Here is a 26996-nt window from a genome sequence, read left to right on the forward strand (position 1 = left end):
ATATAAATAAATATATTAACAATTTTCAAATCTCTACTCTTCTCTGGTGCGTTCTCTGCGCCTCTGCGGTTAAATAAATGACTTTTTAACCACAGAGGACACAGAGTAAAAATTTAACAGTGCTAAGCGCCTTCTCGCAGCTTATCTAACACACTTCTATCCTCTAAGGTAGAAGTATCACCTGATACTTCTTGCCCAGCCGCCAGATTTCGTAATAAGCGCCGCATAATCTTACCAGATCGGGTTTTAGGCAAAGCATCAGTAAAACGAATCTCTCCAGGACGAGCGATCGCACCAATTTCACTAACGACGTGCTGTTTTAGTTCTTTATTGAGTGCTTCACTCGGATTATTACCACCCTCTAAAGTCACAAAAGCAACTATTTCTTCCCCTTTAAGTTCATCTGGTTTACCTACCACAGCCGCCTCAGCCACCGCAGGGTGGGAAACTAAAGCTGATTCGATTTCCATTGTTCCCAGACGATGCCCTGATACATTAATCACATCATCAACACGACCCATTACCCAGAAATAACCGTCTTCATCTCGTCTTGCACCATCGCCTGCAAAATAAATATACTGCCCATCTTTCGGGGGAATATGTTCCCAATAAGTACGGCGGAAGCGCTCAGGATCGCCGTATACTGTCCGCATCATCCCAGGCCAAGGATAGCGAACTGCCAAATAGCCGCCTTCGTTGTCGCTAACAGAATTACCTTCCAGATCCACCACATCGGCTAATATTCCCGGGAAAGGACGAGTTGCAGAACCAGGTTTGGTAGGAATTGCCCCTGGTAGCGGTGTAATCATAATTCCACCAGTTTCAGTTTGCCACCATGTGTCGACAATCGGACAGCGTTCGCCACCAATCACCCTGTGATACCACATCCAAGCTTCCGGGTTAATGGGTTCACCTACAGTTCCCAGCAAACGCAGAGAAGATAAATTCCGGGCTTTGGGTAAATGTTCACCCATTTTGATAAAAGCACGAATCGCTGTAGGTGCAGTATAAAAAATCGTCACACCATACTTTTCAATAACGTCCCACATACAACCAGGATTAGAAGCACGGGGCGCGCCTTCATACATTACCGTTGTGGCACCGTTGGAAAGCGGCCCATAAACAATGTAGCTGTGTCCCGTAATCCAACCGACATCGGCAGTACACCAGTAGACATCGGTATCTTGCAGATCAAAAATCCATTTAGTGGTCATGTGGGTGTACAGGTTGTACCCAGCAGTTGTATGCACAACGCCTTTGGGTTTGCCTGTGCTACCAGAAGTGTAGAGAATAAACAGCATATCCTCGCTGTCCATCTCTTGGGGCGGACAATCTGCACTCACACCCTTTTGCAAATCATGCCACCAATGGTCACGTCCAGGTTCGATGTTAATTTTTTGATTGGTACGCTGAACGACTAAGACGTTTTGCACAGTCGAGACTGTACCATCTGCTAATGCTTTATCTACTTGTTCCTTGAGGGGAACGATCGCATCTTTACGCCAACCACCATCAGCAGTGATTACTAGTTTCGCTTGGGCATCTATTAATCGATCTCGTAAAGCTTCGGCACTGAAACCACCAAACACAACACTGTGGGGTGCGCCAATTCTCGCACAAGCAAGCATGGCAATGGCAGCTTCGGGAATCATCGGCATATAAATACCAACGCGATCGCCTTTTTGCACTCCCAATTGTTTGAGGACATTGGCGAATTGACACACTTCCCGATGTAGCTGGGCGTAGGTGAGAGTGCGTGAGTCTCCTGGTTCTCCTTCCCAAATAATCGCAGCTTTATTTTTGCGCCAGGTAGTTAAGTGTCTGTCAAGACAGTTGTAAGAAATATTAATTTTGCCATTAACAAACCACTTCGCAAACGGTGGTTGCCAGTCTAAGACTTTGTCCCACTTAGCAAACCAGTTTAATTCTTGTTCTGCCAGTTGTGCCCAGAATTGTTCGGGATTGGCTTTGGCTTTTTCGTAAAGCTGCTGATATTCTTCTAAGCTTTTGATATGGGCATTTTGGGAAAATTCTGGGTTAGGTGAGAATAAACGTTTTTCTTGCAGGATTGATTCTATCGTTGGTTGAGACATAATCGCTTCAATGGTGTTCTGCAAACTATTCTGTATGGAGATTTGCCATAAGTGTTTTGATTTTCATGAAGATTGATGGAAAATGCAAGGATAAATAGAAAAGAGGGTAGGGATGTAAGAAGTCCAGATATGCAAACTGGCTAAAATAAACATAAATCAAGGGGGTACTACTTATGTCTGAACCTGGTACTATAGAAGTCGTCTTTAATGAAAATTCAGACGCAGAAGTTTTCTTTCCTCCCGGCGATTTATGGAGTGACGAACCACCTTTGGAAAGCGATCTACACCGCGATCAAATCGAACTCTTAATTAGTATCCTCAAATTGTGGTGGCGAGAACGCCAGGATTTTTACGCTTCTGGCAACTTAACGGTTTACTATAGTCCCAACCAGAAAAAGTCAGAGGATTTTCGTGGGCCTGATTTTTTTGTAGTTCTAGGAACCGAGAAAAAAGATCGTAAAAGTTGGGTTGTCTGGCAAGAAGAAGGCAAATATCCTAACTTAATTATTGAAATTTTATCTGACTCTACTGCTGCTGTTGACAAAGGCTTTAAAAAACAACTTTATCAAGACACCTTTCGCACCCCTGATTACTTCTGGTTTGATCCTGTTACACAAGAATTGCAGGGATTTCATTTGGTTGATGGCAAATATCAAGAAATTCAACCTACCGCTGATGGTAAATTATGGAGTCAGCAACTAGAACTTTATTTAGGAGTGCATGAAGGCAAATTACGTTACTTTACACTTGAACAAAAATTAATACCTTCTGCTGAAGAAATAGCCGAACAAGAAAAATTACGCGCCCAACAAGCCGAAGAACGTTTACAACAAACAGAGCAAGAATTATCTAGACTACGAGAGATTTTACGCGCCCAGGGAATAGATCCCGAGAATATTTAGGAACACGAACCAAATAAAATACACTACCTCATCCCTCTCTTTTTGGTATCCGAAAAACTCTGGGAACCTTTGCGCTGACTTTGCGTCCCTCTGCGTTTAAAAAAGCTACGATTTTATACAAAACTGTACTTAATATTACTCTTCAGTTTCGGCAAAATTTACTTTCTCGTAAAGATCATTCAAACTAATTTGAAACTGGATAGAACTTAATTCTAAAATTGTCTCTGGGGATTCATACTCAGTTAATAACCATTTCCCATCAGGGGTTTTCGTGTACTGCATCAGATAATATCTGGCTTGGTCACAATTTTACATCGCCGATATAGACGCGATAACTTTGTCCTCTCAAGCCAAATTTGAGATGAGCATAAAAATTTCCAGCAATTTCATTATGATTAGTTGTCCCTCCTGTCATCGGGATGATTTCTCCGTCGCATCTCAAAAAATGTAAATATTTGTCTTAATTGCGTAAATATCTCAAGCGCCTCCGATAAGTATACAAAGCTTTGATTGGGTGGTTCTACTTCCAGGTATTTGTCATATGTGTAACCATGCATTTTTGTCTGGAGATTTCCTGATGACTGCATTTAGCAATACCCAGCTTAATAAATACCTAAGTGAGCGATCACCAATTGTACAGATCATGCTATGTGTGTCTGCAAACATACCAAAAGATAGAAATTGAAACTACTCCAAAGGCAGATGAGGAAGAAAGTTAGGCAATTCAAAACAGAGGCAGCTATGTCTATTTATAGCTAGTAGCAAGTCAATCAATCAATTAACATCACTCGAAAATTTTCAGGACTATTTTAGGGATGGGTTTAGCAAATATCTAATTGCCTGGAATCAAATCTCTCAAACAAAACCCACCTCTACAAACAATTGATGCAAACAAATGAAAACATTCTTAATTTATGAATTTAACAAAATTTAGAAGGCAAGTTGTGGATTATGAAGACAAAAACATATTTACCTGGTTTGAAGACAGCTTTAGAATTCCCGCTACTAGAGGCGTTATTTGGTAGACGCGCTCGTCGCTTCTCTCTTGGTGCTGCAATTCCGGATGGGCCATTGGCGTTTACATCTCGCCATCAGCCTTTACCGCTTTCGGAACTAGAGCAGATAATGGTTCTGACCGCAGCAGCGGGTAACACTGGCTGGCACCACATGATTACACGTCATGCCAGATACGCCCCACACTTATCGAACTACTCTGCTGCTGCGGGCGGACGTACCTTTCCTTCAGCCGCAGGTTTCCATACCAGTGAAATATTTTTACCAATGACGATGGCGTCTATTTCTTTGCCACGCGCGATGCACACGCTTTAGTAGAACGGCAAGCAGACGAGGACATCAATCTGGATGCACTGTTAGCAGCCCATCGCCAACGGATTCGCAAGCTGAGTGACACTCGCTTGCATATTCCAGCTGCTGAACCCTACATGGAAGGACACAACACCTGGTGTGTTAATCGTCCAGGAAGTCTGCTGATTATTCCCGTAGGTGACATTGCCCAGCATATGATTGCTAACCTCTGCTTCTTGGTGCAAAACGGCTATTGCATTTATGACGATGTGAATCGAGAACAAATTCCAGGACTGGAAAAATTCAAACATCTGGTGAATTTAGACGAACCCTTCCCCATGACCTTCATTGATCAGTATGCTTTGACGGAATGCACTGCTGAGCTTTCGACCTGTTGTTACGCAGGTGTGCTAATGCTGCAAGCAATGGGGTTGGGTGGTTGGATGTTCGATGGCATTGACCGCCATGTTGTATTGGGTGCTAGTGGCGATCCGGATGTACCGGGTTTGGGTTTCCGCTACGACACCGACGAACGTTGGGCCCTACCTAACCCGACTGGTTTACCTGGAGTATTCGAGGCTTTTTGTCCGCCCCACTATCCCGATATGTGTGCAGCGGTAGAAGCCTTTGCCAAGCGGAAGTTCGGGCCAGGTGGACCATTCCACCCCGACACACCCGGGCCTTGGAAAGAAACCGCTAAGGTACGTAGAAGTGCGGAGGTTCACAGTGACGAGTTTAGAGAATGTGTTGCTGTGATGGCACAGTACATATACGACCGTTTCGGCAAATTCCCCGCTACTGTACCCAGTGTGTTTATTCTGACTTATCTCCAGGCTCATCACTTAGATTTAGAGTTCTACGACCATCACTTCCTGCCAGGAGCTTATCTAAAGACTCACGCTCAACATATGGCGAATTGGCATTCAACTAACGAGATATAAAGTAGCTAAGGAGAGAAATTATGGTTAACCTACATGTTGCCACTATTACAGGTGAAGAAACTGTTCTTGAACAAGCAGCAGTGGAAGCATTCAAGGCCAGCCTGCGCGGTGAACTGCTCTGTTCCACTGATGCAGGCTATGAGGGCGCCCGCAAGGTCTACAATGGCATGATTGACCGACACCCCCGCTTGATTGCCCGTTGTACCGACGTGGCGGATGTCATCAATGCTGTTAATTTTGCCCGTGAAAACAACCTACTCCTGGCAGTTCGAGGCGGCGGTCATAATGGTGCAGGCCTGGGGATTTGCGATCACGGCTTGGTTATTGACCTCTCGCTTCTGAAGGGGATTCGCGTTGACCCTGTAGCGCGTACAGTGCGAGTCGAAGGCGGTTGCACCTGGGGAGATGTGGATCATGCAACCCATGCATTTAGTCTAGCTGTACCCAGTGGAGCTATTTCTACTACCGGCGTTGCTGGACTAACTTTGGGTGGTGGACACGGCTATTTGACCCGTAAGTATGGCTTAACTATCGACAATCTACTCGAAGCAGACGTAGTACTGGCAGACGGGCATTTCGTTACTGCTAATTCAGAAGAAAATGAGGATCTGTTTTGGGCGTTGCGTGGTGGTGGTGGCAACTTTGGTGTTGTCACTTGTTTTCTGTTTAGGGCACATCCTGTGAGTACAGTTTATGCTGGGCCGACGCTGTGGCATTTGGATCAAGCAGCCGAAGTCATGCGGTGGTATCGGGAGTTCAGCATCAATGTGCAGGAAGATATGTATGGCTTCTTTGCCTTTTTGAAAGTACCACCGGGGCCACCATTTCCAGAACATCTGCATACAAAGACAATGTGCGGCATTGTTTGGTGCTACACCGGAGCATTGGAGAAAGTAGAGGAAGCGTTCCAACCGATCCGCAATTTTGCTACTCCAGCTTTTGAACACATTGGCCCAATGCCCTATCCTGCTTTGCAGAGTATGTTCGATTCCCTATACCCGGCAGGGTTGCAGTGGTACTGGAAGGGCGATTTTGTGAAGCAGTTGAGTGACGAGGCGATCGCACTACATCTAAAATATGGTTCGCAACTGCCAAGCTTGCTGTCAACGATGCATCTGTATCCGATTGATGGCGCAGCCAACCGAGTCGGCAATCAAGATACGGCTTTCAGTTTCCGTGAGGCGAAGTGGTCAATGGTTATAGCTGGCATCGATCCAGATCCGGCTAATCGCGATCGCATCACTAGCTGGGCAAAGGAATATTGGAGTGCATTGCATCCCCATAGCTGTGGCGGTGCCTACGTAAATTTCATGATGGAGGAGGGTCAAGAGCGCGTCCAGGCTACCTATCGCGACAATTACGAGCGTCTAGTTGTGATTAAGAATAAGTACGATCCAACTAATTTGTTCCGTGTCAATCAAAATATCAAGCCAGTCACGGCTTAGTATGGGTTTGCATTAATTTGTAGTGTTTTTAAACGCAAAGGATCGCAAAGGAAAGCGCACCAGAAGCGCAGAGTTTGGTTAGAGTCATTTTTACACTCTTGGGGAGCAAGGGTAAAGGCTTGTCTAGTGCCTTTAACTTTGTTCCCTTTACTTTTTCCCGGCTGCTGCAAGAAGTATCCTGCTTTTATAATGTGGCGATCGCGTAGAGTATCGCTGCTTGCGACGTTGCCACATCTGGTTAGAAATACTGCATTAGTAACCTATGGTTAATAGCGTGCATTCCTCGAGGACTAAAACATGTTTTAGCATGGATTTGAGTCCACTTGAGTGGACTTAGACTTTTAGCCAAGAAATAAATTTCTTGGCAGGAGATTAGGTTGGCGCAATATCTCAGTTAACCTGTACCCTTATGTGTTGCGATCGCTAAGTAAGTCGCTGAGAAAAATTCAATGTATATGAAGAAAAATAAATTATGTGTAGGGTGCGTTATGCCGTAGGAATCGCGCACCGTGAATTGCTGATGGTGCGTTGCGCTGCACGACAACGTACCCTACATTTAAATTTGTTAATCTAGCTTGAAATATTAACGCCGACTTACTTACACTAACCCAAGTCTTGAAAAAAACCGTGAACGTCTTGCACTTAGCCCATTTACCGGCAGAGAATAAATTCTCTAGCTAATAGCTTAACTCCACGCTTAGTGGACTCAAATCCTAAAATAAAATGGCAATGAAGAATGTAGACGCGCAAGCAGCTTCCTGAAGGGTAGAAGTCGGGGATCTTTTGCTTATTTTTCAAGATAAAACTTAGCTATCTTGCTTATTTATTTGCTCAAGTTCATCTAATGCTTTTTGAATAGCTTGGCGACAAAATTCTCGTGGCTCGTCAACCTGACTCAATCTATTTTTCATTGTTTTCGTAATCCGCATTGTCCATTGTTCAGTTAATGGTTCTTCTCTGTTAGTCACGAATTTTTTAAATTTTCAGGAGTTCCTTTAGGATTAGGCATTTTTGTAAAAATATTCAAATAGACTTGGATTAAATGAGTTTATCTAAAAAAAATATGTATTTTGCGCTTAAGTATCCTGGTTATTCAAATTTCGCTTATCTAAAGCCTCCTGGATAGCTTGCCTAACAAACTCTGGGTAATTTTCCAAAGTTTTCAATTCATTCATCATTGACTGAGGCACTCTAACAGTTAACTTTGCGGTTAACGGTTCTGGTCGATTAGTTGTTAATGGTTGAAGATTTTCTGGATTACCCCTTGGGTTAGGCATTGTTTAGAAATATAAATAAAGCTTGAATGATATGACGACATATATATAGATTCTATTAAAGGTGGTTATCTTCCGTCGTCAAACTTGCGATAACCACCTGTCCCAATAAACAATGAGACAACACTATGTTATCAAGAGAATACCTGGAAAAACTGGAACTTGAAGAATTACAATCGTTAGCCAAAAGCTATGGTGTTCAGCCGATTGGGAACTATGTTAAGCGAGAAGCTTGGATAAATGTTTTAGCCAACTTCCCCTATAAGGCAATTGACCAAATGAAAGATGGCATAGGATTACATAGTCCAGGAATGAATGCCTACTTTATGTTGACTACCGTGCTAGATATGCTTGGAGAACCGACAGATAGTCAACTGGCGCTAATTCGAGCAACTCGCAAAGATGAATGGTTAGTAGATGAGCAATGGCAATTCTACCAACATAAGCTGAATGAGCTTTACACGATTAAGACTATGCTGCAACAGATAGTTAAGATGCTTGCTGGTTAGTCAGTTTGATCTGAATTTTGGATTGTAGAGACGCGATGTGCCTCGCGTCTTTATAATCGTTACGGGACTAAACGAACTGCATTAGAACGCAGAGGACACAGAGAAATAAGAGTTTGAGAGGTTTTTTGTGTAATACCGTTTGACAAAAATCCTGATACATATTGGATTTATTAGGTCTGTTGCAAAAATCAGGATAATTGTTAATTACGAACACAGATGAACACGGATTTTATCGGTGTTTATCTGTGTTCATCTGTGTTCGTTTTTTTAATAAAATTTTGGATTGTAGAGACGCAAGGAACATTGCATCTCTACAATCATCTTAAGCAACTATGTCTTCCACGACAGCACCCTGCATTTTCTCAAAGGCATCTATCAGGGTTTGCAATTGCTGATCTGCCTTGAACACTCCCAAACCCCGTACTGTGACTTTTCCTGGTGAATAAACAAAACGAGATTTGAGATTTTCTGGTAAATTTCCTGCTAACAAATTCCAAGCAGGTTCTTCCATTGGTGTTTCTAAAACAACGTGTTGTTTTGCTTCTGGTTTAATGCGACTAAAGCCTAGTTTTTTAGCTAATTGTTTCAATTCCATCACCCGCAATAGTTGAGTAGCGGGTTTGGGAATTGTACCGTAGCGATCGCTCCACTCGGCAGCAATTTGTGTTAGTTCTTCTTTAGATTTGGCAGCAGCAACCGCACGGTAAGCGCTCATCTTTTGATCAATATCGGGGATGTAATCAGCAGGAACAAAGGCTGTGAGGTTGAGATCAATTTGGGTGTCCTCAACTTTGGGTATTTCTTGTCCCCGGATTTCCCGAATGGCTTCTTCCAACATTTCCATGTATAAATCGAAACCGATCGCTTCCATTTGCCCTGATTGTTCTGCACCCAACAAGTTACCAACACCGCGAATTTCCATATCCCGCACGGCTAATTGATACCCGGAACCCAACTGTGTAAATTCCTGGATGGCTCGTAGGCGCTGCCGGGCAGCATCAGATAATGTGCGTTGTTTCGGATAAAATAGCCAAGCGTGAGCCTGAATCCCTGCACGTCCTACCCGTCCCCGCAGCTGATACAACTGTGCTAAGCCAAAACGATGGGCATCTTCAATCAAAATTGTGTTGACGCGGGGGATATCTAAACCAGATTCAATAATCGTCGTACAAACCAAAATATCTGCTTCCGCACTACTGAAGGAAAGCATGATCGATTCTAATTCGCCTGCTTCCATTTGTCCGTGAGCGATCGCTATTCTCGCCCCTGGGATCATTTGCCGCAACTCATCTGTTCTTTCTTCAATACCTTCGACACGGGGTACGACATAAAACACCTGTCCGCCTCTGTCGAGTTCTTGCCGAATGGCACTGCGGACTGTTTCTGGGTTCATTGGTGCAAGATGAGTTTTGATGGGACGGCGGGATGGTGGCGGTGTAGTAATCAAACTCATCTCCCGGATACCCGATAAAGACATATATAAGGTACGGGGGATGGGTGTGGCTGAGAGAGTCAGTACATCCACTTGAGTTTTCAAAGTTTTAATTTTTTCTTTTTGGTTCACCCCAAACCGTTGTTCTTCATCCACCACTAACATTCCCAAATCTTTGAAATTGACATCTTTACTCAATAGTTGGTGCGTACCCACAACCACATCTAATTCACCGGATACTAGGCGTTTTTGAATATCGCGGCGTTCTTGGGGACTGCGGAAACGGTTCAGTAAACCAATGTTAATTGGGTAAGGCGCAAAGCGTTCTTTAAGAGTGTGATAGTGTTGCTGCGTTAGGATAGTAGTAGGTGCAAGGAGTGCCACTTGTTTGCCGGCGGTGACTGCTTTAAAGATAGCGCGGATAGCCACCTCAGTTTTACCGAAACCGACATCGCCACACACTAAGCGATCCATCGGGCGATCGCTTTCCATGTCCCGTTTTACATCTTGTACAGCTTTAAGCTGATCGGTTGTGGGTTGGTAGGGGAATGAATCTTCTAGTTCTTGCTGCCAAGGCATATCTACCGGATAGGCAAAACCTTTTTGTTGCGATCGCGCTGCATATAATTTCAGCAAGTCCACCGCCAGTTTCTTTATGGCTTTGCGGACTTTATTCTTGGTATTTTCCCAAGCCTTACCAGTCATTTTATTTAGTTCTGGCGGCTTGTCGCTGGTGGTACGAAAGCGTGATAAAGCATTGACTTGATCTGCTGCTACCCGCAACAAACCATCTGCGTATTGCACGACCAAATAATCACGGGTTTCATTGTTAACAGTGAGACTTTCCAACTTGAGGAATTTACCGATGCCGTGATTTCTGTGAACTACATAATCACCGGGACGGAGTTTGTTGGGGTCTACTTGCTTAGAAGCAGCTTTACGACGCTTGCGGACATAACCGAAAGTTGCTAGAGTATGTTGCCCGTAAAATTCCCGGTCAGTGACAATCACTGTGCGAAAAGTCGGCAGGATAAAACCTTCCAACTCTGCCAAGCCGGAATATTTCAGAGCAACTGGTACGTGATTAACTTGCAACTTGTCAATCGCTTGGTAGTCGCGGGGATTAGGGATAAACTGGGCAGGACAATCGTGTTCTTGCAACAGCGAGACAGAACGGCTAGGTTGTGCCGAAATTAACCAAATTGAGAAATTGCGATCGCGCTCTTGTCTAAGTGTTTCGGCAATTTTGGCATAGGAGTGCGGTGTCGTCGGTAGTCCACGACAAGCAAGATTTATACCTTGATTTTCTTCGGTAATTTCTGATAGATATACCTTTTTAAATGCTTGGGAAGCAGCTAAACAATCCTCAAACCAACAATGAATTTTAGGTAATTGGTAATTGGTAATTGGTAATTGGTTGGATTCTTCCTGATTCTCGCTTGCCCACTGTTCCTCGGCATTTTCCACCCAGCGATCGCTATGAGCATGACACTGTTCTGGTTCATCAATCGCGACTAAAGTATTAGCTGGTAAATAATCTAATAACGAAGCAGGTTGGGTGAAAGCCAAACCTAAAAACCGACGGCTACCTTCTAAAGATGTACCTGCTTCAATCTGTTCTTGTTCGGTTGCGGAAAGATAAGCTTTCACTTTTTCTAGCCTCTCTCCACTCAAAGCTGCCATCACCACAGGCGCAAAGCTAGTGGGAGTGAGAATTAACTGGTCAATTTTATCTAAAGCCGAACGTTGAGTTGCGGGATCGAATTCTCGGATTTGCTCGATTTCGTCACCAAACCACTCCAAACGTACTGGTAGTTCAGAAGACACGGGGAACACGTCAACAATATCACCGCGGCGACTCCACTGCCCCTCTGTTTCTACTAAAGCAACCCGTTCGTACCCCAGACTTGCTAGTTTTTCACTGAAACTATTTAAATCCAACTCCATTCCCTGTTTGAGGGTGAGACACAAAGGAGCAAATCTCTCTGGTGGCGGTAAGTGGGGTTGTAGGGCCGCGTGGGTGGCGATGATGGCCATTCGGCTGTTAGTGATGGGGTGATGGGGTGAAACTGTCTCCCCATCTCCCAACCTCCCCACCTCCCTATCTTCCTGGGTTCCAAATCTTACCAGGTCTGCCAATACCTGCATCTGTCCCCAAGTCAGTTCGGTTTCAGGGTCAAAAGGTTCGTAAGGGGACGCTTCGGATGTGGGATAAAAATGTATAGTTTGCCATCCCATCGCCTCTAGTTGTGCTGTCCAGCGTCCGGCTTCCTCCAGAGTGGCACAGACCACAAATAAATTTTGTCCTTCAGCTTGAGCCAGTGCCGAAGCTAGCAAGCCTTTTGGCAGGCGAGGAATGCCATTTAAATGTAAATTTTTTTGCCGATTCAGCTTAGAGATAAATTCTGTGGTGAGCGGCGATCGCCCTAGAGCGCGCACAATGGAAGAAAATGCCATAACTTTTTAAATAGGTGGGAGTCGTTCTGACCAGCAATGCACAATGATAGCGTTTACTTTAACTATTTTAGAAATGTCAACGATGATAGAGCTTACCTTGAAAAAATGTTAGTCCCTAGTACAATTACGACTGGACAATAGCTAATATACGTAAACAGTAGTTTTTTACCATTGACAATTGGCTATTGACTTTACTAAGTAAAGCTAAGTAAGTGTTAAATAACGCATACAGATTCAAATTAAATTTAAGTGTGGTTGCCGATAGCATCGGCAATTTTAAATAATGTCACCAACTGCTGAAATTTTACTTGTTTTATTACTAATCCTCGCCAACGCCCTGTTTGTCATGTCAGAGTTGGCTATTGTCTCAGCTCGAAAGGTGCGCCTGCAACAACTGGCAGAACGGGGAGATCAAAAGGCTCGTGTGGCGTTGGAACTGGCATCTTCCCCCAATCAATTCTTAGCAACTGTCCAGGTAGGGATCACTCTGTTAGCAATTTTATCTGGTGCTTTTGGTGAATCAGTGATCGCCAAGAGACTGGTTCCTATTTTTAGTTCTATCCCTTTTTTGGCACAGTATAAGGATGCTGCTGCTTCTGTCATAGCGGTTTTAATCATTACCTATCTCACATTGATTATTGGTGAATTGGTTCCGAAACGAGTAGCATTAAACCACCCTGAACCAATTGCCTCTATAGTTGCTATTCCGATGCGGATGTTGTCAACAATTGGCTCACCAATTGTTTCTTTATTAAGTATTTCTACTGATGCAGTGCTACGTATATTAGGCATTAGACCATCCACAGAACCACAAATCACAGAAGAAGAAATCCGGGTTTTAATCGAGCAAGGTACTGAAGAGGGGACTTTTGAAGAAGCGGAACAAGATATGGTAGAGCGAGTATTTCGCTTAGGCGATCGCCCTGTCAGTTCTTTTATGACACCGCGTCCGGATATTGTCTGGCTAGACTTGGATGATTCTCCCACAGAAAATCGTCAAAAGATAATTGAAAATGGTTATTCTCGGTATCCGGTTTGTCAAGGAGGACTAGATAATGTTCTCGGTATAATTGCTGTAACTGACTTGTTGGCTAGGAGTTTGTGTGGAGAACAGCTAGATTTAACTGTAGCATTGCGAAAGGCTGAATTTGTTCCAGAAAGCACCCGTGGCTTGAAGGTTTTGGAGTTGTTCAAACAAACTGTCACTCACATGGCGCTGGTAGTAGATGAATACGGTGTGATTCAGGGATTAGTCACTCTCAACGACGTGATGATTGAAATTGTTGGTGATGTTCCTACAGCAGATGAACTAGAGAATCCTCAGGCTATACAACGGGAAGATGGTTCTTGGTTATTGGATGGAATGTTATCTGTAGAAGAATTTTTTGAAATGTTCGACCTTGAGGAGTATCTACGAATTCATCAAGGAAATTACCAAACATTAGGTGGTTTTGTAATTACCCATCTCGGCCGAATTCCGGCAGCAGCCGATCACTTTGAATGGCAAGGTATGCGTTTTGAAGTGATGGATATGGATGGTAATCGTGTTGATAAAGTCCTGGTAATACCAAAACAGATGCGATCAGCTGACCGGGGAGATTAGGAGATGGGGAACTCACCGGCCCCCACTCCCCCAAGGGAGTGGGGATTAGGGGCAGTGGGGTGATGGGGTGATGGGGTGATGAGAGGGGTATGAGGGGTGTGTAGACACGTAGCGGCTTCCCGTAAGGGTGGAGTATGAGGAGTATGAGGAGTATGAGGAGTATGAGGAGTATGAGGAGTATGAGGGGTATGAGAAGAAAAGGCATTATATATCTTCTTTATTCCCCCACTCCCCCGTCTCCCCACCTCCCCCCATTTCTCACACTTCTCACACTCCCCACACTCCCGACTCTAGGCTGTTTTAAAAAATCTGATAATCTCACGAACATGATCGAGAAATTGCCCATCGGTAGAAAGTTGAGTGATCGCAGCCCTTGCTTCTCTTGCTAAACGTTCGTGTTCTGTTTGATTTGTGGCGCGTAATTCTTCTAAATTGGCAGAAAGACGAGCTAATTCTTTGCGCGTTTCTTCTGTGTAACGTTGCTGATTTGCTACTAACGAGTAGGAATTTTCGGGGTCTAGTTGTTCTTCTATCCGTTTAATCCTGTCTTCGTTGACATCAAAGCGGTTACGGAGTTCAACAATATCTTGGCGAGGATACTTCCATTCATTACCTATCGTAGTTAGGCGTGTATATAAGTATTCATAAGCACTGATCGCTGGACGTAAACCTGTTAGGAGTAAAGCCGCACCAGAACCAAAATATCCAACAGCACTAATACCTTTAAGAGCAAGAATATAAAGACCGATTGCTGATATTAAGTGTAAAGCAATGGCAATTAAGAGCGATCGCTTGGCCAAAATCTTTACATAATCCACTTGTTTATCATCAACAGGAATTTCTTTTTCTGTTGATTGTTCTGCCTCTGCTAATACTTCTTTAGCTTTAAAATAGACATTCCAAGGCACTGTCACAATCACTAACAACCACCAAAAACTTGCACCACCAATCACCCAATCCAAAAAGTTGCCAGAAGGTAGATGAAACCATTGGAATATACTAAAAATTAGCAATACGGAAACTACAATTCCAATACTGGAACTGAGAAAAAAGTTAAAATACATAATGCTTGAGTTCCCATGCTGGTATTTTTTCCATCATGGCTTTTGGCTAATAGAAGAACATAAAAGCTTGTGATGGTTTTCAGAGCTACACACAGTCATGGGTAATGGGTAGTTAATTGCCAATGCTACAAAAGTAATCACACATTTTGCATACCCCCGTTGCTGAAGAAATTGCTTTAGCCTAGCTGCTTTTATGGATTAGTTGTCGGCTTTAGGAATAGCCATGCGACAAAAAATGTGGCTGCTGTAAATAATTGCGTTAAATCCAATGCAGATAGATATCCATCTGCAAAGGAAGCAATACTTCTGTCTGTAATGCCAAACAACCAAGAAGAAATGCCAAACAACCAAATTCCATTCTTAAGATAGCCGACAAATTCCTTGGATTCAGAAGGTTGCTGCTTATTCATGCTTTTTTGTCTCCGTTAGTTAATAAATACGCAAAGAACCTAGATATGACGAAAAACCACCAGTAGCTGTCTTGGCTACCAGTGAAATATCCCTGTGATATTGATTACATGTGCGCTTTTTTCCTGGGTACTATTAATTTCTGTATAACTATATTAATAAATATTTTAATGTATTGACATAACTATCCAAAGGTACATTGTGATCAAACCATGTCAAAAGCAAAAGGTTTGAGGTTAAAGTGACTTTGATGAATTTCCTTTCCCCTTACCCCTCTCCCACTGCCAAGCCCCAAAAAATAAAACTTTATACTTGAAGAAGAAAGAGTAGTTTTCAATAGGAGGGGAGAGCAATGGCTCCCAATCCCGCCATCATGCAAGCTGTAGAACGGTTGGGTTATCGTGTCACAGTGGGCGATGTGGCATCCCAGGCAGGATTAAATGTCGAAATCGCAAGTGCTGGACTATTAGCACTCGCCTCAGATGCTGGCGGACATATGCAGGTAGCAGAATCAGGCGATATTGTTTACCTGTTTCCGCGCAATTTTCGAGATATTTTGCGTAACAAATACTTGCGGTTGCAGTTGCAGGAGTGGTGGAGAAAAATCTGGAGTATCCTATTTTATATAATTCGGATTTCTTTTGGTATTCTACTCATAGCTTCTATCGCCTTGATTTATATCACTATTCTCGTGATAATTATGTCTGCTAACTCTGATCGCGATAGTGGCGATCGCGGTGGTGATTTTGGCGGAGGCTTTTTCTATTTTCCCAACTTATTTTGGTATTTCAGTCCCGATTACGACACCTACTACCAAGAAAGACAACAGCAACGCAGACAAAGCGATCTGAACTTTTTGGAAGCAGTATTTTCATTTTTGTTTGGTGATGGGAACCCCAACGCCAACTTAGAAAAACGTCGTTGGCGCACAATTGCAGCAGTCATTCGCAATAATAAAGGCGCAGTGGTAGCTGAACAAATCGCTCCCTACCTTGATGATATTGGTGAAACATATCAACAAGAGTACGAAGACTATATGCTGCCAGTTTTGACTCGATTTAATGGTAAGCCAGAAGTAAGTCCAGAAGGACAAATTGTATACTATTTCCCAGATTTACAAGTGAGTGCTGCGAAAAAACGCGATCGCTCAATATCACCCTATCTAGAAGAGTTACCCTGGCGTTTTAGTGCAGCTTCTTCAGGACAAATTCTCCTCAGTGCTGGGTTGGGTGTAGTCAATATTGTCGGTGCTTTAATTCTGGGAAGCTTGTTAAGAGATGGTACAGCAGCAGCAGTTTTAGGCGGATTAGTAGCTTTCGCCCAAGGAATTTATTGGCTACTGTTAGCTTATGGTATCGGTTTTTTGGGAATACCCTTAGTACGTTATTTTTGGATTCAATGGCGTAATCGTAAAATAACTGAACGCAACCGTACTAGACAAGCACGAGCCAGAGTATTAGCAAGTGCAGATACTCAATTGCAACAAAAAATAGCCTATGCAGGACAGTTTGCAGCCGAAAAAATAGTTGGTAAAGAAGATCTGGTGTATTCTACTGAAACCGACTTGCTAGAACAGGAAGTAGAACGCAGTGATCAAATTGACGCAGAATGGCAGAAGCGTCTTGAGGAAGGGAGTGGGGAATAGGAGATGGGGAGATGGGGAGATGGGGAGATGGGGGAGTGTGAGGAGTAAACAACTAACTACTGACTACTAACCACTAACTACTAACAACCAACCACCAACAATCAACCACCAACAATCAACAACTAACCACCCCATTGTGAAAAGGGGTTTTTGACTAAATTACTGTTGAAATATCTGGGATCTTCTGAAACTTCTTCACCAATCCAAGGTGGTAGTTCAATTTGTTGTGTTTCTTGAGTGAGTTCTACTTCTGCTAATATTAGCCCTTTATTAACACCTTCAAACTCGTCTATTTCCCAAACTAAACCACCCCAGCCTATTTTATATCTAGTCTTTTCTATTAAAGGGCGATCGCACAACTTATCCAGCATTTCTTGAGCATCTTCAATCGGAATAGAATATTCAAACTCAGACCTAGAGTAGTTAATACTGGGGCCTTTTATCGTTAAATAACCTTGGTTGCCTACTGTGCGGACACGTACAGTAGCTTGTTTTTGTGTAGCAATGTATCCCTGACGATATACACTACCTTTAGCCAGTTTTCTCCACTCATCTCCTTTAACTAAAAATTTACGCTCTATTTCTTTCGCCATAATAATCCCTTCATTAGTTGGTGTTTTGTTGGTAGTAGTTATTAGTTATTTGTTGTTTAGAGAAGTGTAATTTTGATATATAACGTCAATTTACTAAGAGCAATAATATTTCAATAGTAATGAATAATTAACAATCAGCAATTACCACTCAACCATCAACGCATAACCTATCTGTAATCTGTGTTTATCGATGTTTATCGGTGTTTATCGGTGTTCCTTTCTAAAACAGAAATTTTCTTACCGCCTTAATTCATATCAGACATAATTTATATTTATTTACATATCATATTGATTTCTGGAATTTTATTTAGCTATCTAGTAGTTCTATCTAAGCTTAAGTTTTTTTGAGAATTGTTTGGGTCTTGCCTTAAAAGTGCATAAATTGATTTAACTGCATCATATAGTTAAATCAGGAAATTTTTGAGAAATTTTGAAGTGTTCCCAAGCATTAGTGTGGTTGATGAAAAAGCTTGACATAAACTCTACTCTATAAAGGAGAATTTATATGTCGAAGAATGCCGAGCATGTATTTGTAGATGTTGTAGAGACTAATCACAAATCAGTAGTTCAAAGATATCTACAAAATCCCTTTTCTATTGCATGGTCAAAATTGGCTGCTTTAACACAATCTGCCCGCAGCCGCACAGCAGAAGTACAGCAAGATAATCAATCCGAAGAAGACAAATCAGATTCTACCCAAGAGCGATATTTATACCGTCCCTTCACAGACCGCATTGACCCATCGCTTTACTATGCGATTTTCTTTCACAACCAACACTTATAAGCTTAGGTGAATAGAAATTAACAGAAATTAAAAGCTGTTTATTTATCCAGTCAGCTTACGTTTGTACCCATGATTAGCCATCATTCGTGAACGATAGGCAAATCACTAGCTTTGTTATTCCCATAGAAAATAAGCAGCTTTTACTTTTTACAACCATATCACCGCCTCATTGTAGTGAAACCTATATTGAAAATAGGGTAAAGGTTGAAGGGACGACAAGCTTGATAAAGTCCTTGCTGTATGAGATCCATGCTTGGTGGTGAAATTTTTTATTGGGACTGGCTTCTACTTAATTTCCGGTCTATTTGTGTAAAACGTGTAATGATCTAGTAAGTGCTGCTAAATGCTGCTTGTGCAGTTACACTACCATTGTTAAAGCTAGAATAATTTTTATTTATAGATCGTGAAGAACAATCTTTCCTGGGAGTTAATTAAAATTCTTCACTTCAATTCCCAAACACACCAAGAAGAAGTACACGCTCCGCCATTATCGGCCCTTAAAGAGCGTGACTGGAAGGCATTGAAAGAACTTTTTGACAGGAAAGATGGTGATGAAATTGAAGCAGATATCAACAGTAAATTGTGTTTGATGGTTCCAGAACCATGTTGGGAAGATGAACCCTTTGATTTCTTGCGCGAATATCTTTAAATGATTTGTTGGTGGTTAGTGGTTAGTTGGTGGTTGGTGGTTGGTTGTTGTACCAGACGTGTCGTGGCACCTCTGTACAGTGGTTAGTAGTTAGTGGTTAGTAGTTAGTGGTTAGTAGTTACTTATTCTTTAAACTACTTACTCCCCCCACCTCCCCACCACTCCATTCAGGCGACTCAGAAAAGTACGCAGGCGATCGCTTCGGGGATTTGAGATCACTTCACTAGCCGGGCCTTGTTCTGCCACAATGCCTTTATCCATAAAGATAACGCGATGTGCAACTTCACGAGCAAATTGCATTTCATGGGTAACAACTACCATTGTCATGCCCTCAGTTGCTAATTCCTGCATTACTTGCAAAACTTCTCCGACTAGTTCTGGATCTAGGGCGCTGGTGGGTTCATCAAATAGCATTATTTGGGGATTCATGCATAAACTGCGAGCAATAGCTACCCGTTGTTTTTGTCCACCAGAAAGCTGTTCGGGATAAGCCGATGCTTTGTCAAATAGTCCCACTTTTTCTAGATAAAACCCTGCTTGTTGTGTACTTTCTTTGCGGGTTATACCTAAGACTTTGCAAGGCGCAAGTATTAAGTTTTCCAAAACTGTGAGGTGAGGAAACAAGTTGAATTGTTGAAAAACCATGCCAACTTGAGTGCGTAATTGTCGCAGTTGCTTTTGATTGAATTGGGGATGGGATAAATTAATACCGTTGACTGTTAAATGTCCGCTATCAATTTTTTCTAAGCGGTTGAAGCAGCGCAGTAGGGTACTTTTTCCGCAACCAGAGGAACCGATGACAGCGACTACTTCGCCTCGGTTAATTTCACCGCTAATTCCTTTGAGGACTTTGAGGGAACCGAAGTTTTTTTCAATGTTATGAAATGTGATGACGGGGGTGGAGGAGTTCATGAAGGGAAATGATCGGTGTTAGGTTTATTTAGTTTATTTCAAAAAACCACACAGACGCAGAGGGCGCAGAGGAAAGAGAAGATGAGGGTTTTAAGCTGGTTGCGGTTTAGTTTGATTGTGGGGATGTGTTGTTTTTTATTGCTTGGTATTGATAGTTTTAACAGTAGTCTTAGTGTTGCACAGAAAACTTTGAAGGTGGCGACGGAACCTGCTTTTCCTCCTTTTGAGTTTATAGGGGAGGGTGGTCAACCCCAAGGTTTTTCTTATGATTTGATGAGGGCGATCGCTAAGGCGGCTAATTTTAATGTTAATTTCCAGAGTATACCGTTTGATGGGATTATCCCAGCTTTACAAGCAAAAACAGTGGATGCAGCGATTAGTTCGATCACTATTACGGAGGAGAGGGCGCAAGCTGTTTCTTTTTCCCGTCCTTATTTTAAGGCGGGGTTAGCGATCGCTATTCGTGCTGACAATCAAGATATTACTAATTTTGCAAGTTTGCAGAATAAAAGAATTGCTGTGCAAATTGGTACTACTGGTGCGAAGAAAGCTCAAAGTATTCCAGGGGCGAAAATTCGCAGTTTTGATTCTGCACCTTTGGCATTACAAGAGTTGGCAAATGGTAATGTAGATGCGGTTATTAATGATGCACCAGTGACTTTATATGCAATTAATACTGGTAATCTCCAGGGAATTAAGGTGGTGCAGGAGTTGTTAACCCAGGAGTATTACGGTATTGCGACGGCGAGAAATTCACCTAATTTGGCATTAATTAATCAAGGTTTGACAAGTGTACTGAAAAATGGTGAATATGCCCAAATTTATCAAAAATGGTTTAAAGCAACGCCGCCTGATTTACCAGCAAAATTACCATTTACTACTGATACTGGTTCTGGGGGATCTGGACTAAATAATTCTGTTAGTGTGATTTTGCGGTCTCTGCCAATTTTATTACAAGGCGCTTTGGTAACGCTGCAACTAACAATATTTTCTATTGTTTTGGGTTTGGTTGGGGGTTCTTTAATTGGAATTATTCGCCTTTCTCATATCAAGCCTATACGCTGGGCAGCACGAGCGTACATTGATTTTTTCCGGGGGACACCATTATTGGTACAAATTTTCATGATTTATTTTGGCATACCTGCAATTATGCAAGAGCTTGGTTTGACGTTTAATTTTAATCGCTTTGCAGCAGCAGTTATAGCGTTGAGTTTGAATTGTGCTGCTTACATTGCAGAAATTGTTCGTGCTGGGATTCAATCAATAGAAATAGGACAATCAGAAGCAGCGCAATCATTAGGTTTAAGTTCTGTACAAACGATGCGCTATATTGTTTTCCCCCAAGCTTTTCGGCGAATGATACCACCTTTGGGTAATGAATTTATTAGTTTGCTCAAAGATACGAGTTTAGTAGCTGTAATTGGTTCTGAGGAATTATTTCGCAAAGGACAATTAATAGTTGCAGATAATTACCGCCCCTTTGAAATTTATGCGGCTGTAGCAGTAATATATTTATGTTTAACGCTGCTTTCTTCCCAACTCTTTAGTAAGTTGGAAACTTGGATGAATCCAGCGAAGAAATTATGAATTATGAATTATGAAAAAACAACAGATGCACATCGAGAAACCATCTGTGTGCATCTGTGTGCATCTGTGTTCGTAATCATTTAAAACTTGATGATTACGAGAAATATATAGTAACTCTATCTGCAAAAGTGAGAATCGCAAAGCCCAGATCCCCGACTTTTTAGAAAAGTCGGGGATCTTGTCTCTCACGAATGATTTAGGAATGCTATATTATAAATTCATAACCATTTTGCCTTTTAGCTTTTAGCTTTTAACTTATACAAACTTCTATATTCCCAAGGTTTCACAAATTTGGTATCACCCCAAACGCCTCTTTGATTTGTTTTAGCTTCGGTTTCGGCTTCTTGAATAATCTCTCTACTAGGACATTTATTTAGATAGGGACGATAAACTAGTGCTAACCCTTCACGTACTAACAATTCTTGAATAAAAGTACCATTACGCAATCTGACTTCTGCAACTTTGCGTCCATAGCGATCGCTATCTGTAACTGTGAGATTAACGCGATCGCCTGCTTGGTTGATTAGTTCTTGCACTCTTGCTTGCGCTTTTGTTCCCCAAGTAAATTGGTTGCGATCGCTGGCGGCTTTACTTTGTCTTTCTTTGGTCGAATGAGGTATTTCTGGTGCATCAACACAAGCAAAGCGGACGGTAAATTCATTACCTTTTGTATCTTTGATTCTGAGAGTATCACCATCGCTCACTCGTTCTACTGTATCGCCTGAAGGAAAGAGGCGATCGCATCCCATCAAACCAAAAATTAGGATAGCCCCACAAAGCCAAAGTAAAGGTTGTTTACTTATTTTCACAACGCTAAAATTCATAGTCCTCCTTGTCTGGTTGCTTGCCAAATGTATCAGAATTACGGCGCATCATCACGTAGACAGAAGTTGAATAGATATTGAGTGTTAGTATAAGAAATGTAAACTCCCAACAGTAAGTATAAGTTTCTCATGAACTTTTTGACTTACGTCATGCATCTTGTGGGTTCGGGTGCAGTTGCATACTACAGCGCCGCACAAATCCGTGACTCTAAAACCCGTCCTAATGTTCTCGCAGGTTTTCAGTTAGCAGAATCTGGTTCTGTGCCTTTTTTGACAAAACTTAGCGATCGCGCCGCCGCAGAAGGCGATACATGGTTAGCAGAAAAATTGGCAAAACATGCAGCAGATGAAACTAGACATGGTCAAATTTTTGCCCATGCTTTAAAGCAGCTAAATAAACAAGTGATTGATTTCAAAAGCTTACCGCAAGCAACTGAGGAAAACAAATCACAACAAAGACGTAGCCCTTTTTTTGCTGCGTACTACGATGGTTACACTCAAGAACAGTTAAAACCAGATGTGATTGACTGGGATGTTTTCATGGGTAGTACCTACATCCTAGAACTAGACGCCAGTAAGGATTTTGCACGGATGGCAAACGTGTTGCCTGATGATGATCCAAAAAGTCGTAATCTCAAGTTAGGAATGTTGAGTATTGCCAAGGATGAAACTGGCCATGCTGCATATCTCTATGAAGCGATGATGCGACTGATGTCTGCTGCTGAGGTGCAAAAACTGGTAGATGAGTGGCGTACTCGTAAAGTAAACGCTTTGTTAGCGTTTGCAAGTAATATATTGCAAGGTAAAGGACAAACTCGTTCTTTAGTACAAGATGGTGCTGCTTCGGAAAGTGACTCTGAACTAATTGTCGCTTAATAATTGCACAGGGGAATGTAGGGAGAAATAATTAGATATCTTGCACGAATATTTTTTACCCCACCCTAACCCTCCCCTTGTAAAGGGGAGGGAACTATATATGATCTGTGAGAATCGCAAAACCTAGATCCCCGACTTTTCTAAAAAGTCGGGGATCTTTGTTGTATAAAATTTTTTGCAATTAGAATCGAGTATTATTTACATTGCCATTTGAAAACTACACAATATCGTAAATTTTTGAAGAACGCATGACTAAATATACTGATCCAGAATCAATAATTTGATATGCTGTTACAGCATCTAAGACAAAGCTGCTTAAGTACACACTTAAGTAGTATCTGGGTTTTTATTTTTATGTTTTCATTAGATCAAAAAAATAGTTCAAAACAATCTTTTCAATCTTCAACAAATAGATTTTCTTGGTATTATCAAAATATAGTATTCGTAAGCGTGTTTTTTGTTGTTATCTCAACTTGCGTCTATGCTATCTGTTCCTTGAGATTCACTTTAATTACTTCTCATTTGAGTCGTTCATCTAATTATTTTTACCCAACATCCATTCCTTGGCTAACCAATAAAGCTGATTGTGAACACAACCTTGGTAGAGTTTGGCGTGAAGGTCATTGTTGGGATTATGAACACGATCCTAATTTTTGAAGTGCATAAATTTGGTTATTTCCCAATAACTACTAACTACCAATAAAATATTGTTGAACTTGCTGTTTTTGTGAAGATTGCTGTTGATTTTCAGTTGGTGATGGCTGTTCCAATAAAGCAGGCGGTGTCGCTTGGCGGTAGGGGCCACAGTAATACATTGTCATGACTGCTTTAAAAGCCCAATGGTCGTTTGGTACATCGCTAAAAGGATTTGGCAAAGTCTCTGCTTTGTTTTGAACACAAGCATTGAGAACTTGATTGGATGATTTGGCTGGTACTTGAGTATTAGGCTGTTGAGCTTGTACAGAAACAGCTAAACTACTAGAAGCTAATACAATAACTGTTGCTAAAAGTTTGGTATTCATGAATTTTAAGTCGTTCACTGTTTCTATTTTAATTTTTTAGATGATTATAAGACCTTATCGAGTCAATTTAGCAACAGCTAGTGATACTGAAACAAACCAAAAATGGCTTGTATTCTCCCACCACAACAATAAATCTAACTATCTGTTTGCATAGGGAGTTTTCAGCGATATTGATCAATTGATTTTGTCTGACTTGTTAACCAATAACCTACTATAGCAATCGCAATAGTAATTACACCAAGCACAACATTAGGATAAATCGTGATTCCACCCAACTCAGGCTCGCGAATATTGCCAAGAACTGGGTCACATTGAGAAAAGCGTAAGAAGTTCCAGTCCATAAGCCAGCAGCAATCAGTCCAATCCAGAACGTAGACCCAAAAAATGCGGCAAGATCCATCGAAAAGCGATCGCTCACCGGACGAGCCTTCAAAATCGCTAATGCGGTGCTGCCTAATGAAATGGCAGCAAAAAAAATGAAATGGCAGCAAAAAACGACATGGCACAATGTTGTTTTGCGTGAGGCAGCCAGGCAGGGTTATCCATATGACCTTTTGCCAGCAAGACCGCATCTACACCAATCGGAATGATAATTGTCGAAAGCGCAGCAACTTCGAGTAGCCATTTGGCGAGATGTTCTCAATGCATGTTGATTTTCTCGTGTTCAAAACTTGACAGACAGTTTCATCAGAACTTCGTAACCGCACAGATTACTTGGAGTTTTGCCGAATTTAAGCAGAAGCAAACATTGTCACCAAAATTAACATTACAGCCAAACCACAAACCCAAAGTATTAAAGATCCCCAGCTAACAGAATCTTGTTGCATTTTCTGCCATAAACTATTTTCTGAATTATTGCGAGTTGCCATAATTCCTAACCTCCAATTTTTGATTGCACCTCAATACGCACGCAATTACTCAGCAATGATTTTTAAATCACTACATGCGTAATTAGCCAATGCTTGCTTTTATTAAGCTTTTTTCTACTTAAAAAGATGATCAATGTTGTTTGATTATGTTTTTTATTTTGCTACAATAAAGCGATCGCACAGTCAAGCTTGTGAACATTCTTAATATATTTTTTGTTAGCTGATTACTAGCTTCAACCTGCTAATGAAAACTAGAGTCTCTGACTCTTCACTTGGTTGAGGGTGTTGCTAGTAGTTCACCACATTGATTTTGATAGGTAACTCCAGATAGGTGCTTTGGTTATCCATTGTTATGCTTAAAAAGTGCAGTACTCCAATGCACTTTTTGAGCTAGTCTGCTTATTGTGAAGTTCTTCTCAATCTGTGTTTTCTTCAGGGGTCTTACTCCCCATTCACCAGCTGTATTCTCTAAGAAGTCGGGGATCTTGTCTCTCACAAATGATTTACGTTTCTAGATAGTGATCGCTCCAGCTACTGCGTCCTTGGGCTGCTGACGAATGATTTCGACTCCTAGTTCTGTCAGGATATAAACCAGTTCTCCAACCCATTGATGTTCAATAATGGCAACGATGGCAGAACTACCAGGAGCCATAGAGTTACCAATTTCTCTAAGTTCTCGCTCGTCAAATCCCAAATTGATCACTTTTGGGCTGAAAGCACCAGGTGCAGTATCTAACACAATACCTGCAATTGGACCACCTGCAACAATGCCGATAATGGCGCCCAAAATTCCGCAAATACCTGCACCGCTTTTAATTCCTACTGTTTGGACTGTCTGTTTCAAAGACAGCTTACCGTTTTGATTCTTAGTAATGACTGCTGCATTCCAAAGGCCAATTATTTTTTCTTTTTTGAGCAGCTTTAACTCCTCAAGTACTTCAGCAGCCTCTTTTTGGTCTCTAAAACGAGCAATAATTAAGTTAATAGGATTTTTTTCCATAGAATCTGTCCTACTGTTGTTGAGTGTGTTCTCAAAGTGGTTATTGGCTAGTGCTATTGTTTTAAAGAGATGTTCATACCGATACTTTCCATACCCCAAGGGCGGTGTTGTTGTCGAAGGTGGTAATGCAACCGTCTAGGTGATTCTTGCCAAATTGTTTGATCATGTAATCTTGCAGGAACAAAAATAATCGTTACCACAATTACTTTGCTTGCATGGATAAATTGCATGTGCAATTTATCATGCTTCGCTTTCACAGATAGAACTTTTAACAAGGGTCTGACAACTGTTTGTTGATATGGCATGGTACTTCAATAATTTTGACAATCATTTTGTACACTGGTATTAGTTAGAAGATTTCAAAACATTTATTTCATAGAACTCCTTGATTAACCTATATCCTGGGAAATAATGCATAACTAATGTTGATTGTCTGTGTCAGTTTAGATTATATAAATAAGAAGGTGATAAGGAATTTATAAGAGATAAATAATAAAATTACATTAAATAAAGTAAGACTAATCAAATTATATAAACTTGCATTTTACATCAGAAAATTGAATTTTAACATCTATTTTTTGTGAAATTCTTTATACTATAAAATTGTGAAATTTTAATTTATGATTGCAAAAGCCCTACTGGTAAAATTTTAATTTTAGCTACATCTATGGCAATGATTTTTGAGGTTGGTATATTAATTGATAAGAGTTGAAATTTCCGCTGACTTTCTGTGACAAACTTCTTCCTAATCTTTCCTTGTGGAGAAATCAAATGAGATTGCTATAGATATTTTTTTTCTGAG

The 26996-nt window shown here is 41.5% G+C and carries 28 protein-coding genes; 11 read left to right on the top strand and 17 right to left on the bottom strand.

All coding sequences use genetic code 11. The features are described 5' to 3' along the window. Positions 1 to 122: 122 nt before the first annotated feature. Positions 123 to 2093, bottom strand: a complete 1971-nt coding sequence (gene acs / locus UYI_RS0123855; protein ID WP_016869196.1) for an acetate--CoA ligase — start codon at positions 2091 to 2093, stop codon at positions 123 to 125. Positions 2094 to 2266: 173 nt separating this feature from the next. On the opposite strand from acs, the gene UYI_RS0123860 reads away from it, so the two are divergent. Continuing rightward, the gene (locus tag UYI_RS0123860; RefSeq protein WP_016869197.1) at positions 2267 to 2995 is read left to right on the top strand and encodes a Uma2 family endonuclease; all 729 of its coding nucleotides are present in this window, start codon (positions 2267 to 2269) and stop codon (positions 2993 to 2995) included. Positions 2996 to 3130: 135 nt separating this feature from the next. Here the strand turns inward: UYI_RS0123860 and UYI_RS39230 are convergent, their stop codons facing one another. Together UYI_RS39230 and UYI_RS39235 are read right to left on the bottom strand one after the other, a co-directional pair. After that, positions 3131 to 3277, bottom strand: coding sequence for a hypothetical protein (locus tag UYI_RS39230; RefSeq protein ID WP_016869198.1), 147 nt, complete (start codon positions 3275 to 3277; stop codon positions 3131 to 3133). Between the two features lie 19 nt (positions 3278 to 3296). Further along, a complete protein-coding gene (locus UYI_RS39235; RefSeq protein WP_235148010.1) occupies positions 3297 to 3410 on the bottom strand; it encodes a Uma2 family endonuclease in 114 nt (37 codons plus the stop codon). A gap of 536 nt (positions 3411 to 3946) precedes the next feature. On the opposite strand from UYI_RS39235, the gene UYI_RS39240 reads away from it, so the two are divergent. The 3 genes from UYI_RS39240 to UYI_RS0123875 all read left to right on the top strand — a co-directional run bounded on the left by UYI_RS39240 (position 3947) and on the right by UYI_RS0123875 (position 6686). Next, positions 3947 to 4324 carry a hypothetical protein gene (locus UYI_RS39240; RefSeq protein WP_235148011.1) on the top strand — a complete coding sequence of 126 codons (378 nt, stop codon included), beginning with the start codon at positions 3947 to 3949 and terminating at the stop codon, positions 4322 to 4324. Between the two features lie 86 nt (positions 4325 to 4410). After that, on the top strand, positions 4411 to 5241 hold the full coding sequence (locus tag UYI_RS39245; RefSeq protein ID WP_235148012.1) for a hypothetical protein: 831 nt from the start codon (positions 4411 to 4413) through the stop codon (positions 5239 to 5241). Positions 5242 to 5261: 20 nt separating this feature from the next. Beyond that, on the top strand, positions 5262 to 6686 hold the full coding sequence (locus tag UYI_RS0123875; RefSeq protein WP_016869199.1) for an FAD-binding oxidoreductase: 1425 nt from the start codon (positions 5262 to 5264) through the stop codon (positions 6684 to 6686). An 806-nt stretch (positions 6687 to 7492) separates the two neighbouring features. Here UYI_RS0123875 and UYI_RS37145 read toward each other — a convergent pair. Both UYI_RS37145 and UYI_RS0123890 read right to left on the bottom strand, forming a co-directional pair. Further along, positions 7493 to 7654: a hypothetical protein gene (locus tag UYI_RS37145; protein WP_016869201.1), complete on the bottom strand. Its 162-nt coding sequence runs from the start codon at positions 7652 to 7654 to the stop codon at positions 7493 to 7495. Between the two features lie 108 nt (positions 7655 to 7762). Beyond that, positions 7763 to 7963, bottom strand: coding sequence for a ribbon-helix-helix domain-containing protein (locus UYI_RS0123890; RefSeq protein WP_016869202.1), 201 nt, complete (start codon positions 7961 to 7963; stop codon positions 7763 to 7765). Positions 7964 to 8088: 125 nt separating this feature from the next. Between UYI_RS0123890 and UYI_RS0123895 the strand changes: the two genes are divergently transcribed. Beyond that, complete coding sequence (locus UYI_RS0123895) at positions 8089 to 8469, top strand: hypothetical protein (RefSeq protein ID WP_016869203.1); 381 nt, start codon at positions 8089 to 8091, stop codon at positions 8467 to 8469. 322 nt (positions 8470 to 8791) lie between these two features. On the opposite strand, the gene mfd is transcribed toward UYI_RS0123895, so the two are convergent. Beyond that, the gene (gene mfd, locus UYI_RS0123900) at positions 8792 to 12358 is read right to left on the bottom strand and encodes a transcription-repair coupling factor (RefSeq protein WP_016869204.1); all 3567 of its coding nucleotides are present in this window, start codon (positions 12356 to 12358) and stop codon (positions 8792 to 8794) included. A gap of 283 nt (positions 12359 to 12641) precedes the next feature. Here mfd and UYI_RS0123905 point away from each other — a divergent pair, with 283 nt between their 5' ends. Further along, positions 12642 to 13961 (top strand): hemolysin family protein, encoded by a 1320-nt coding sequence (locus UYI_RS0123905; protein WP_016869205.1) that lies wholly within the window; start codon positions 12642 to 12644, stop codon positions 13959 to 13961. On the opposite strand, the gene UYI_RS35975 is transcribed toward UYI_RS0123905, so the two are convergent. The 3 genes from UYI_RS35975 to UYI_RS0123915 form a co-directional block, all read right to left on the bottom strand. Next, the gene (locus tag UYI_RS35975; RefSeq protein ID WP_081589261.1) at positions 13958 to 14206 is read right to left on the bottom strand and encodes a hypothetical protein; all 249 of its coding nucleotides are present in this window, start codon (positions 14204 to 14206) and stop codon (positions 13958 to 13960) included. The genes UYI_RS0123905 and UYI_RS35975 overlap by 4 nt on opposite strands. A 45-nt stretch (positions 14207 to 14251) precedes the next feature. After that, positions 14252 to 15025, bottom strand: coding sequence for a hypothetical protein (locus UYI_RS0123910; protein WP_016869206.1), 774 nt, complete (start codon positions 15023 to 15025; stop codon positions 14252 to 14254). A 191-nt stretch (positions 15026 to 15216) separates the two neighbouring features. Next, positions 15217 to 15435: a hypothetical protein gene (locus tag UYI_RS0123915; RefSeq protein ID WP_016869208.1), complete on the bottom strand. Its 219-nt coding sequence runs from the start codon at positions 15433 to 15435 to the stop codon at positions 15217 to 15219. 350 nt (positions 15436 to 15785) lie between these two features. Here UYI_RS0123915 and UYI_RS0123920 point away from each other — a divergent pair, with 350 nt between their 5' ends. After that, entirely contained in the window at positions 15786 to 17078 is a 1293-nt protein-coding gene (locus tag UYI_RS0123920; protein WP_016869209.1) for a hypothetical protein, read from the top strand. 122 nt (positions 17079 to 17200) lie between these two features. On the opposite strand, the gene UYI_RS0123925 is transcribed toward UYI_RS0123920, so the two are convergent. Next, complete coding sequence (locus UYI_RS0123925) at positions 17201 to 17671, bottom strand: CYTH domain-containing protein (RefSeq protein WP_016869210.1); 471 nt, start codon at positions 17669 to 17671, stop codon at positions 17201 to 17203. A gap of 505 nt (positions 17672 to 18176) precedes the next feature. Here UYI_RS0123925 and UYI_RS0123930 point away from each other — a divergent pair. Together UYI_RS0123930 and UYI_RS0123935 are read left to right on the top strand one after the other, a co-directional pair. Next, positions 18177 to 18455, top strand: a complete 279-nt coding sequence (locus tag UYI_RS0123930; protein WP_016869211.1) for a hypothetical protein — start codon at positions 18177 to 18179, stop codon at positions 18453 to 18455. A 403-nt stretch (positions 18456 to 18858) separates the two neighbouring features. Beyond that, positions 18859 to 19104 (top strand): hypothetical protein, encoded by a 246-nt coding sequence (locus UYI_RS0123935; protein WP_009453664.1) that lies wholly within the window; start codon positions 18859 to 18861, stop codon positions 19102 to 19104. 138 nt (positions 19105 to 19242) lie between these two features. On the opposite strand, the gene UYI_RS0123940 is transcribed toward UYI_RS0123935, so the two are convergent. Beyond that, a complete protein-coding gene (locus UYI_RS0123940) occupies positions 19243 to 20016 on the bottom strand; it encodes an amino acid ABC transporter ATP-binding protein (protein ID WP_016869212.1) in 774 nt (257 codons plus the stop codon). Positions 20017 to 20097: 81 nt separating this feature from the next. On the opposite strand from UYI_RS0123940, the gene UYI_RS0123945 reads away from it, so the two are divergent. Beyond that, positions 20098 to 21603 (top strand): ABC transporter permease subunit, encoded by a 1506-nt coding sequence (locus UYI_RS0123945; RefSeq protein ID WP_016869213.1) that lies wholly within the window; start codon positions 20098 to 20100, stop codon positions 21601 to 21603. A 236-nt stretch (positions 21604 to 21839) separates the two neighbouring features. Here the strand turns inward: UYI_RS0123945 and UYI_RS0123950 are convergent, their stop codons facing one another. Then, positions 21840 to 22427, bottom strand: a complete 588-nt coding sequence (locus UYI_RS0123950; RefSeq protein WP_016869214.1) for a thermonuclease family protein — start codon at positions 22425 to 22427, stop codon at positions 21840 to 21842. A gap of 129 nt (positions 22428 to 22556) precedes the next feature. On the opposite strand from UYI_RS0123950, the gene UYI_RS0123955 reads away from it, so the two are divergent. Beyond that, positions 22557 to 23303, top strand: coding sequence for a hypothetical protein (locus UYI_RS0123955; RefSeq protein ID WP_016869215.1), 747 nt, complete (start codon positions 22557 to 22559; stop codon positions 23301 to 23303). 689 nt (positions 23304 to 23992) lie between these two features. Here UYI_RS0123955 and UYI_RS0123960 read toward each other — a convergent pair. The 5 genes from UYI_RS0123960 to UYI_RS0123985 form a co-directional block, all read right to left on the bottom strand. Then, on the bottom strand, positions 23993 to 24325 hold the full coding sequence (locus UYI_RS0123960) for a hypothetical protein (RefSeq protein ID WP_016869216.1): 333 nt from the start codon (positions 24323 to 24325) through the stop codon (positions 23993 to 23995). A 232-nt stretch (positions 24326 to 24557) separates the two neighbouring features. After that, entirely contained in the window at positions 24558 to 24758 is a 201-nt protein-coding gene (locus UYI_RS37775) for a hypothetical protein (RefSeq protein ID WP_162140417.1), read from the bottom strand. A 298-nt stretch (positions 24759 to 25056) separates the two neighbouring features. Next, positions 25057 to 25194 carry a hypothetical protein gene (locus tag UYI_RS38135; protein WP_016869218.1) on the bottom strand — a complete coding sequence of 46 codons (138 nt, stop codon included), beginning with the start codon at positions 25192 to 25194 and terminating at the stop codon, positions 25057 to 25059. A 511-nt stretch (positions 25195 to 25705) separates the two neighbouring features. Then, positions 25706 to 26194 (bottom strand): DUF1269 domain-containing protein, encoded by a 489-nt coding sequence (locus UYI_RS0123980; RefSeq protein ID WP_016869220.1) that lies wholly within the window; start codon positions 26192 to 26194, stop codon positions 25706 to 25708. A gap of 53 nt (positions 26195 to 26247) precedes the next feature. Continuing rightward, positions 26248 to 26499 carry a hypothetical protein gene (locus UYI_RS0123985; RefSeq protein WP_016869221.1) on the bottom strand — a complete coding sequence of 84 codons (252 nt, stop codon included), beginning with the start codon at positions 26497 to 26499 and terminating at the stop codon, positions 26248 to 26250. Positions 26500 to 26996: the final 497 nt, after the last annotated feature.

It is taken from the genome of Fischerella muscicola PCC 7414 (genome assembly GCF_000317205.1).
Lineage (GTDB): Bacteria > Cyanobacteriota > Cyanobacteriia > Cyanobacteriales > Nostocaceae > Fischerella > Fischerella muscicola.

Bases quoted from the DNA above. Each gene is read 5' to 3' on its own strand.
- acs (WP_016869196.1), bottom strand. From the start codon at position 2,093: ATGTCTCAACCAACGATAGAATCAATCCTGCAAGAAAAACGTTTATTC.
- UYI_RS0123860 (WP_016869197.1), top strand. From the start codon at position 2,267: ATGTCTGAACCTGGTACTATAGAAGTCGTCTTTAATGAAAATTCAGAC.
- UYI_RS39230 (WP_016869198.1), bottom strand. From the start codon at position 3,277: ATGCAGTACACGAAAACCCCTGATGGGAAATGGTTATTAACTGAGTAT.
- UYI_RS39235 (WP_235148010.1), bottom strand. From the start codon at position 3,410: ATGACAGGAGGGACAACTAATCATAATGAAATTGCTGGAAATTTTTAT.
- UYI_RS39240 (WP_235148011.1), top strand. From the start codon at position 3,947: ATGAAGACAAAAACATATTTACCTGGTTTGAAGACAGCTTTAGAATTC.
- UYI_RS0123875 (WP_016869199.1), top strand. From the start codon at position 5,262: ATGGTTAACCTACATGTTGCCACTATTACAGGTGAAGAAACTGTTCTT.
- UYI_RS0123890 (WP_016869202.1), bottom strand. From the start codon at position 7,963: ATGCCTAACCCAAGGGGTAATCCAGAAAATCTTCAACCATTAACAACT.
- UYI_RS0123895 (WP_016869203.1), top strand. From the start codon at position 8,089: ATGTTATCAAGAGAATACCTGGAAAAACTGGAACTTGAAGAATTACAA.
- mfd (WP_016869204.1), bottom strand. From the start codon at position 12,358: ATGGCATTTTCTTCCATTGTGCGCGCTCTAGGGCGATCGCCGCTCACC.
- UYI_RS0123905 (WP_016869205.1), top strand. From the start codon at position 12,642: ATGTCACCAACTGCTGAAATTTTACTTGTTTTATTACTAATCCTCGCC.
- UYI_RS0123910 (WP_016869206.1), bottom strand. From the start codon at position 15,025: ATGTATTTTAACTTTTTTCTCAGTTCCAGTATTGGAATTGTAGTTTCC.
- UYI_RS0123915 (WP_016869208.1), bottom strand. From the start codon at position 15,435: ATGAATAAGCAGCAACCTTCTGAATCCAAGGAATTTGTCGGCTATCTT.
- UYI_RS0123920 (WP_016869209.1), top strand. From the start codon at position 15,786: ATGGCTCCCAATCCCGCCATCATGCAAGCTGTAGAACGGTTGGGTTAT.
- UYI_RS0123925 (WP_016869210.1), bottom strand. From the start codon at position 17,671: ATGGCGAAAGAAATAGAGCGTAAATTTTTAGTTAAAGGAGATGAGTGG.
- UYI_RS0123930 (WP_016869211.1), top strand. From the start codon at position 18,177: ATGTCGAAGAATGCCGAGCATGTATTTGTAGATGTTGTAGAGACTAAT.
- UYI_RS0123940 (WP_016869212.1), bottom strand. From the start codon at position 20,016: ATGAACTCCTCCACCCCCGTCATCACATTTCATAACATTGAAAAAAAC.
- UYI_RS0123945 (WP_016869213.1), top strand. From the start codon at position 20,098: ATGAGGGTTTTAAGCTGGTTGCGGTTTAGTTTGATTGTGGGGATGTGT.
- UYI_RS0123950 (WP_016869214.1), bottom strand. From the start codon at position 22,427: ATGAATTTTAGCGTTGTGAAAATAAGTAAACAACCTTTACTTTGGCTT.
- UYI_RS0123955 (WP_016869215.1), top strand. From the start codon at position 22,557: ATGAACTTTTTGACTTACGTCATGCATCTTGTGGGTTCGGGTGCAGTT.
- UYI_RS0123960 (WP_016869216.1), bottom strand. From the start codon at position 24,325: ATGAATACCAAACTTTTAGCAACAGTTATTGTATTAGCTTCTAGTAGT.
- UYI_RS38135 (WP_016869218.1), bottom strand. From the start codon at position 25,194: ATGGCAACTCGCAATAATTCAGAAAATAGTTTATGGCAGAAAATGCAA.
- UYI_RS0123980 (WP_016869220.1), bottom strand. From the start codon at position 26,194: ATGGAAAAAAATCCTATTAACTTAATTATTGCTCGTTTTAGAGACCAA.
- UYI_RS0123985 (WP_016869221.1), bottom strand. From the start codon at position 26,499: ATGCCATATCAACAAACAGTTGTCAGACCCTTGTTAAAAGTTCTATCT.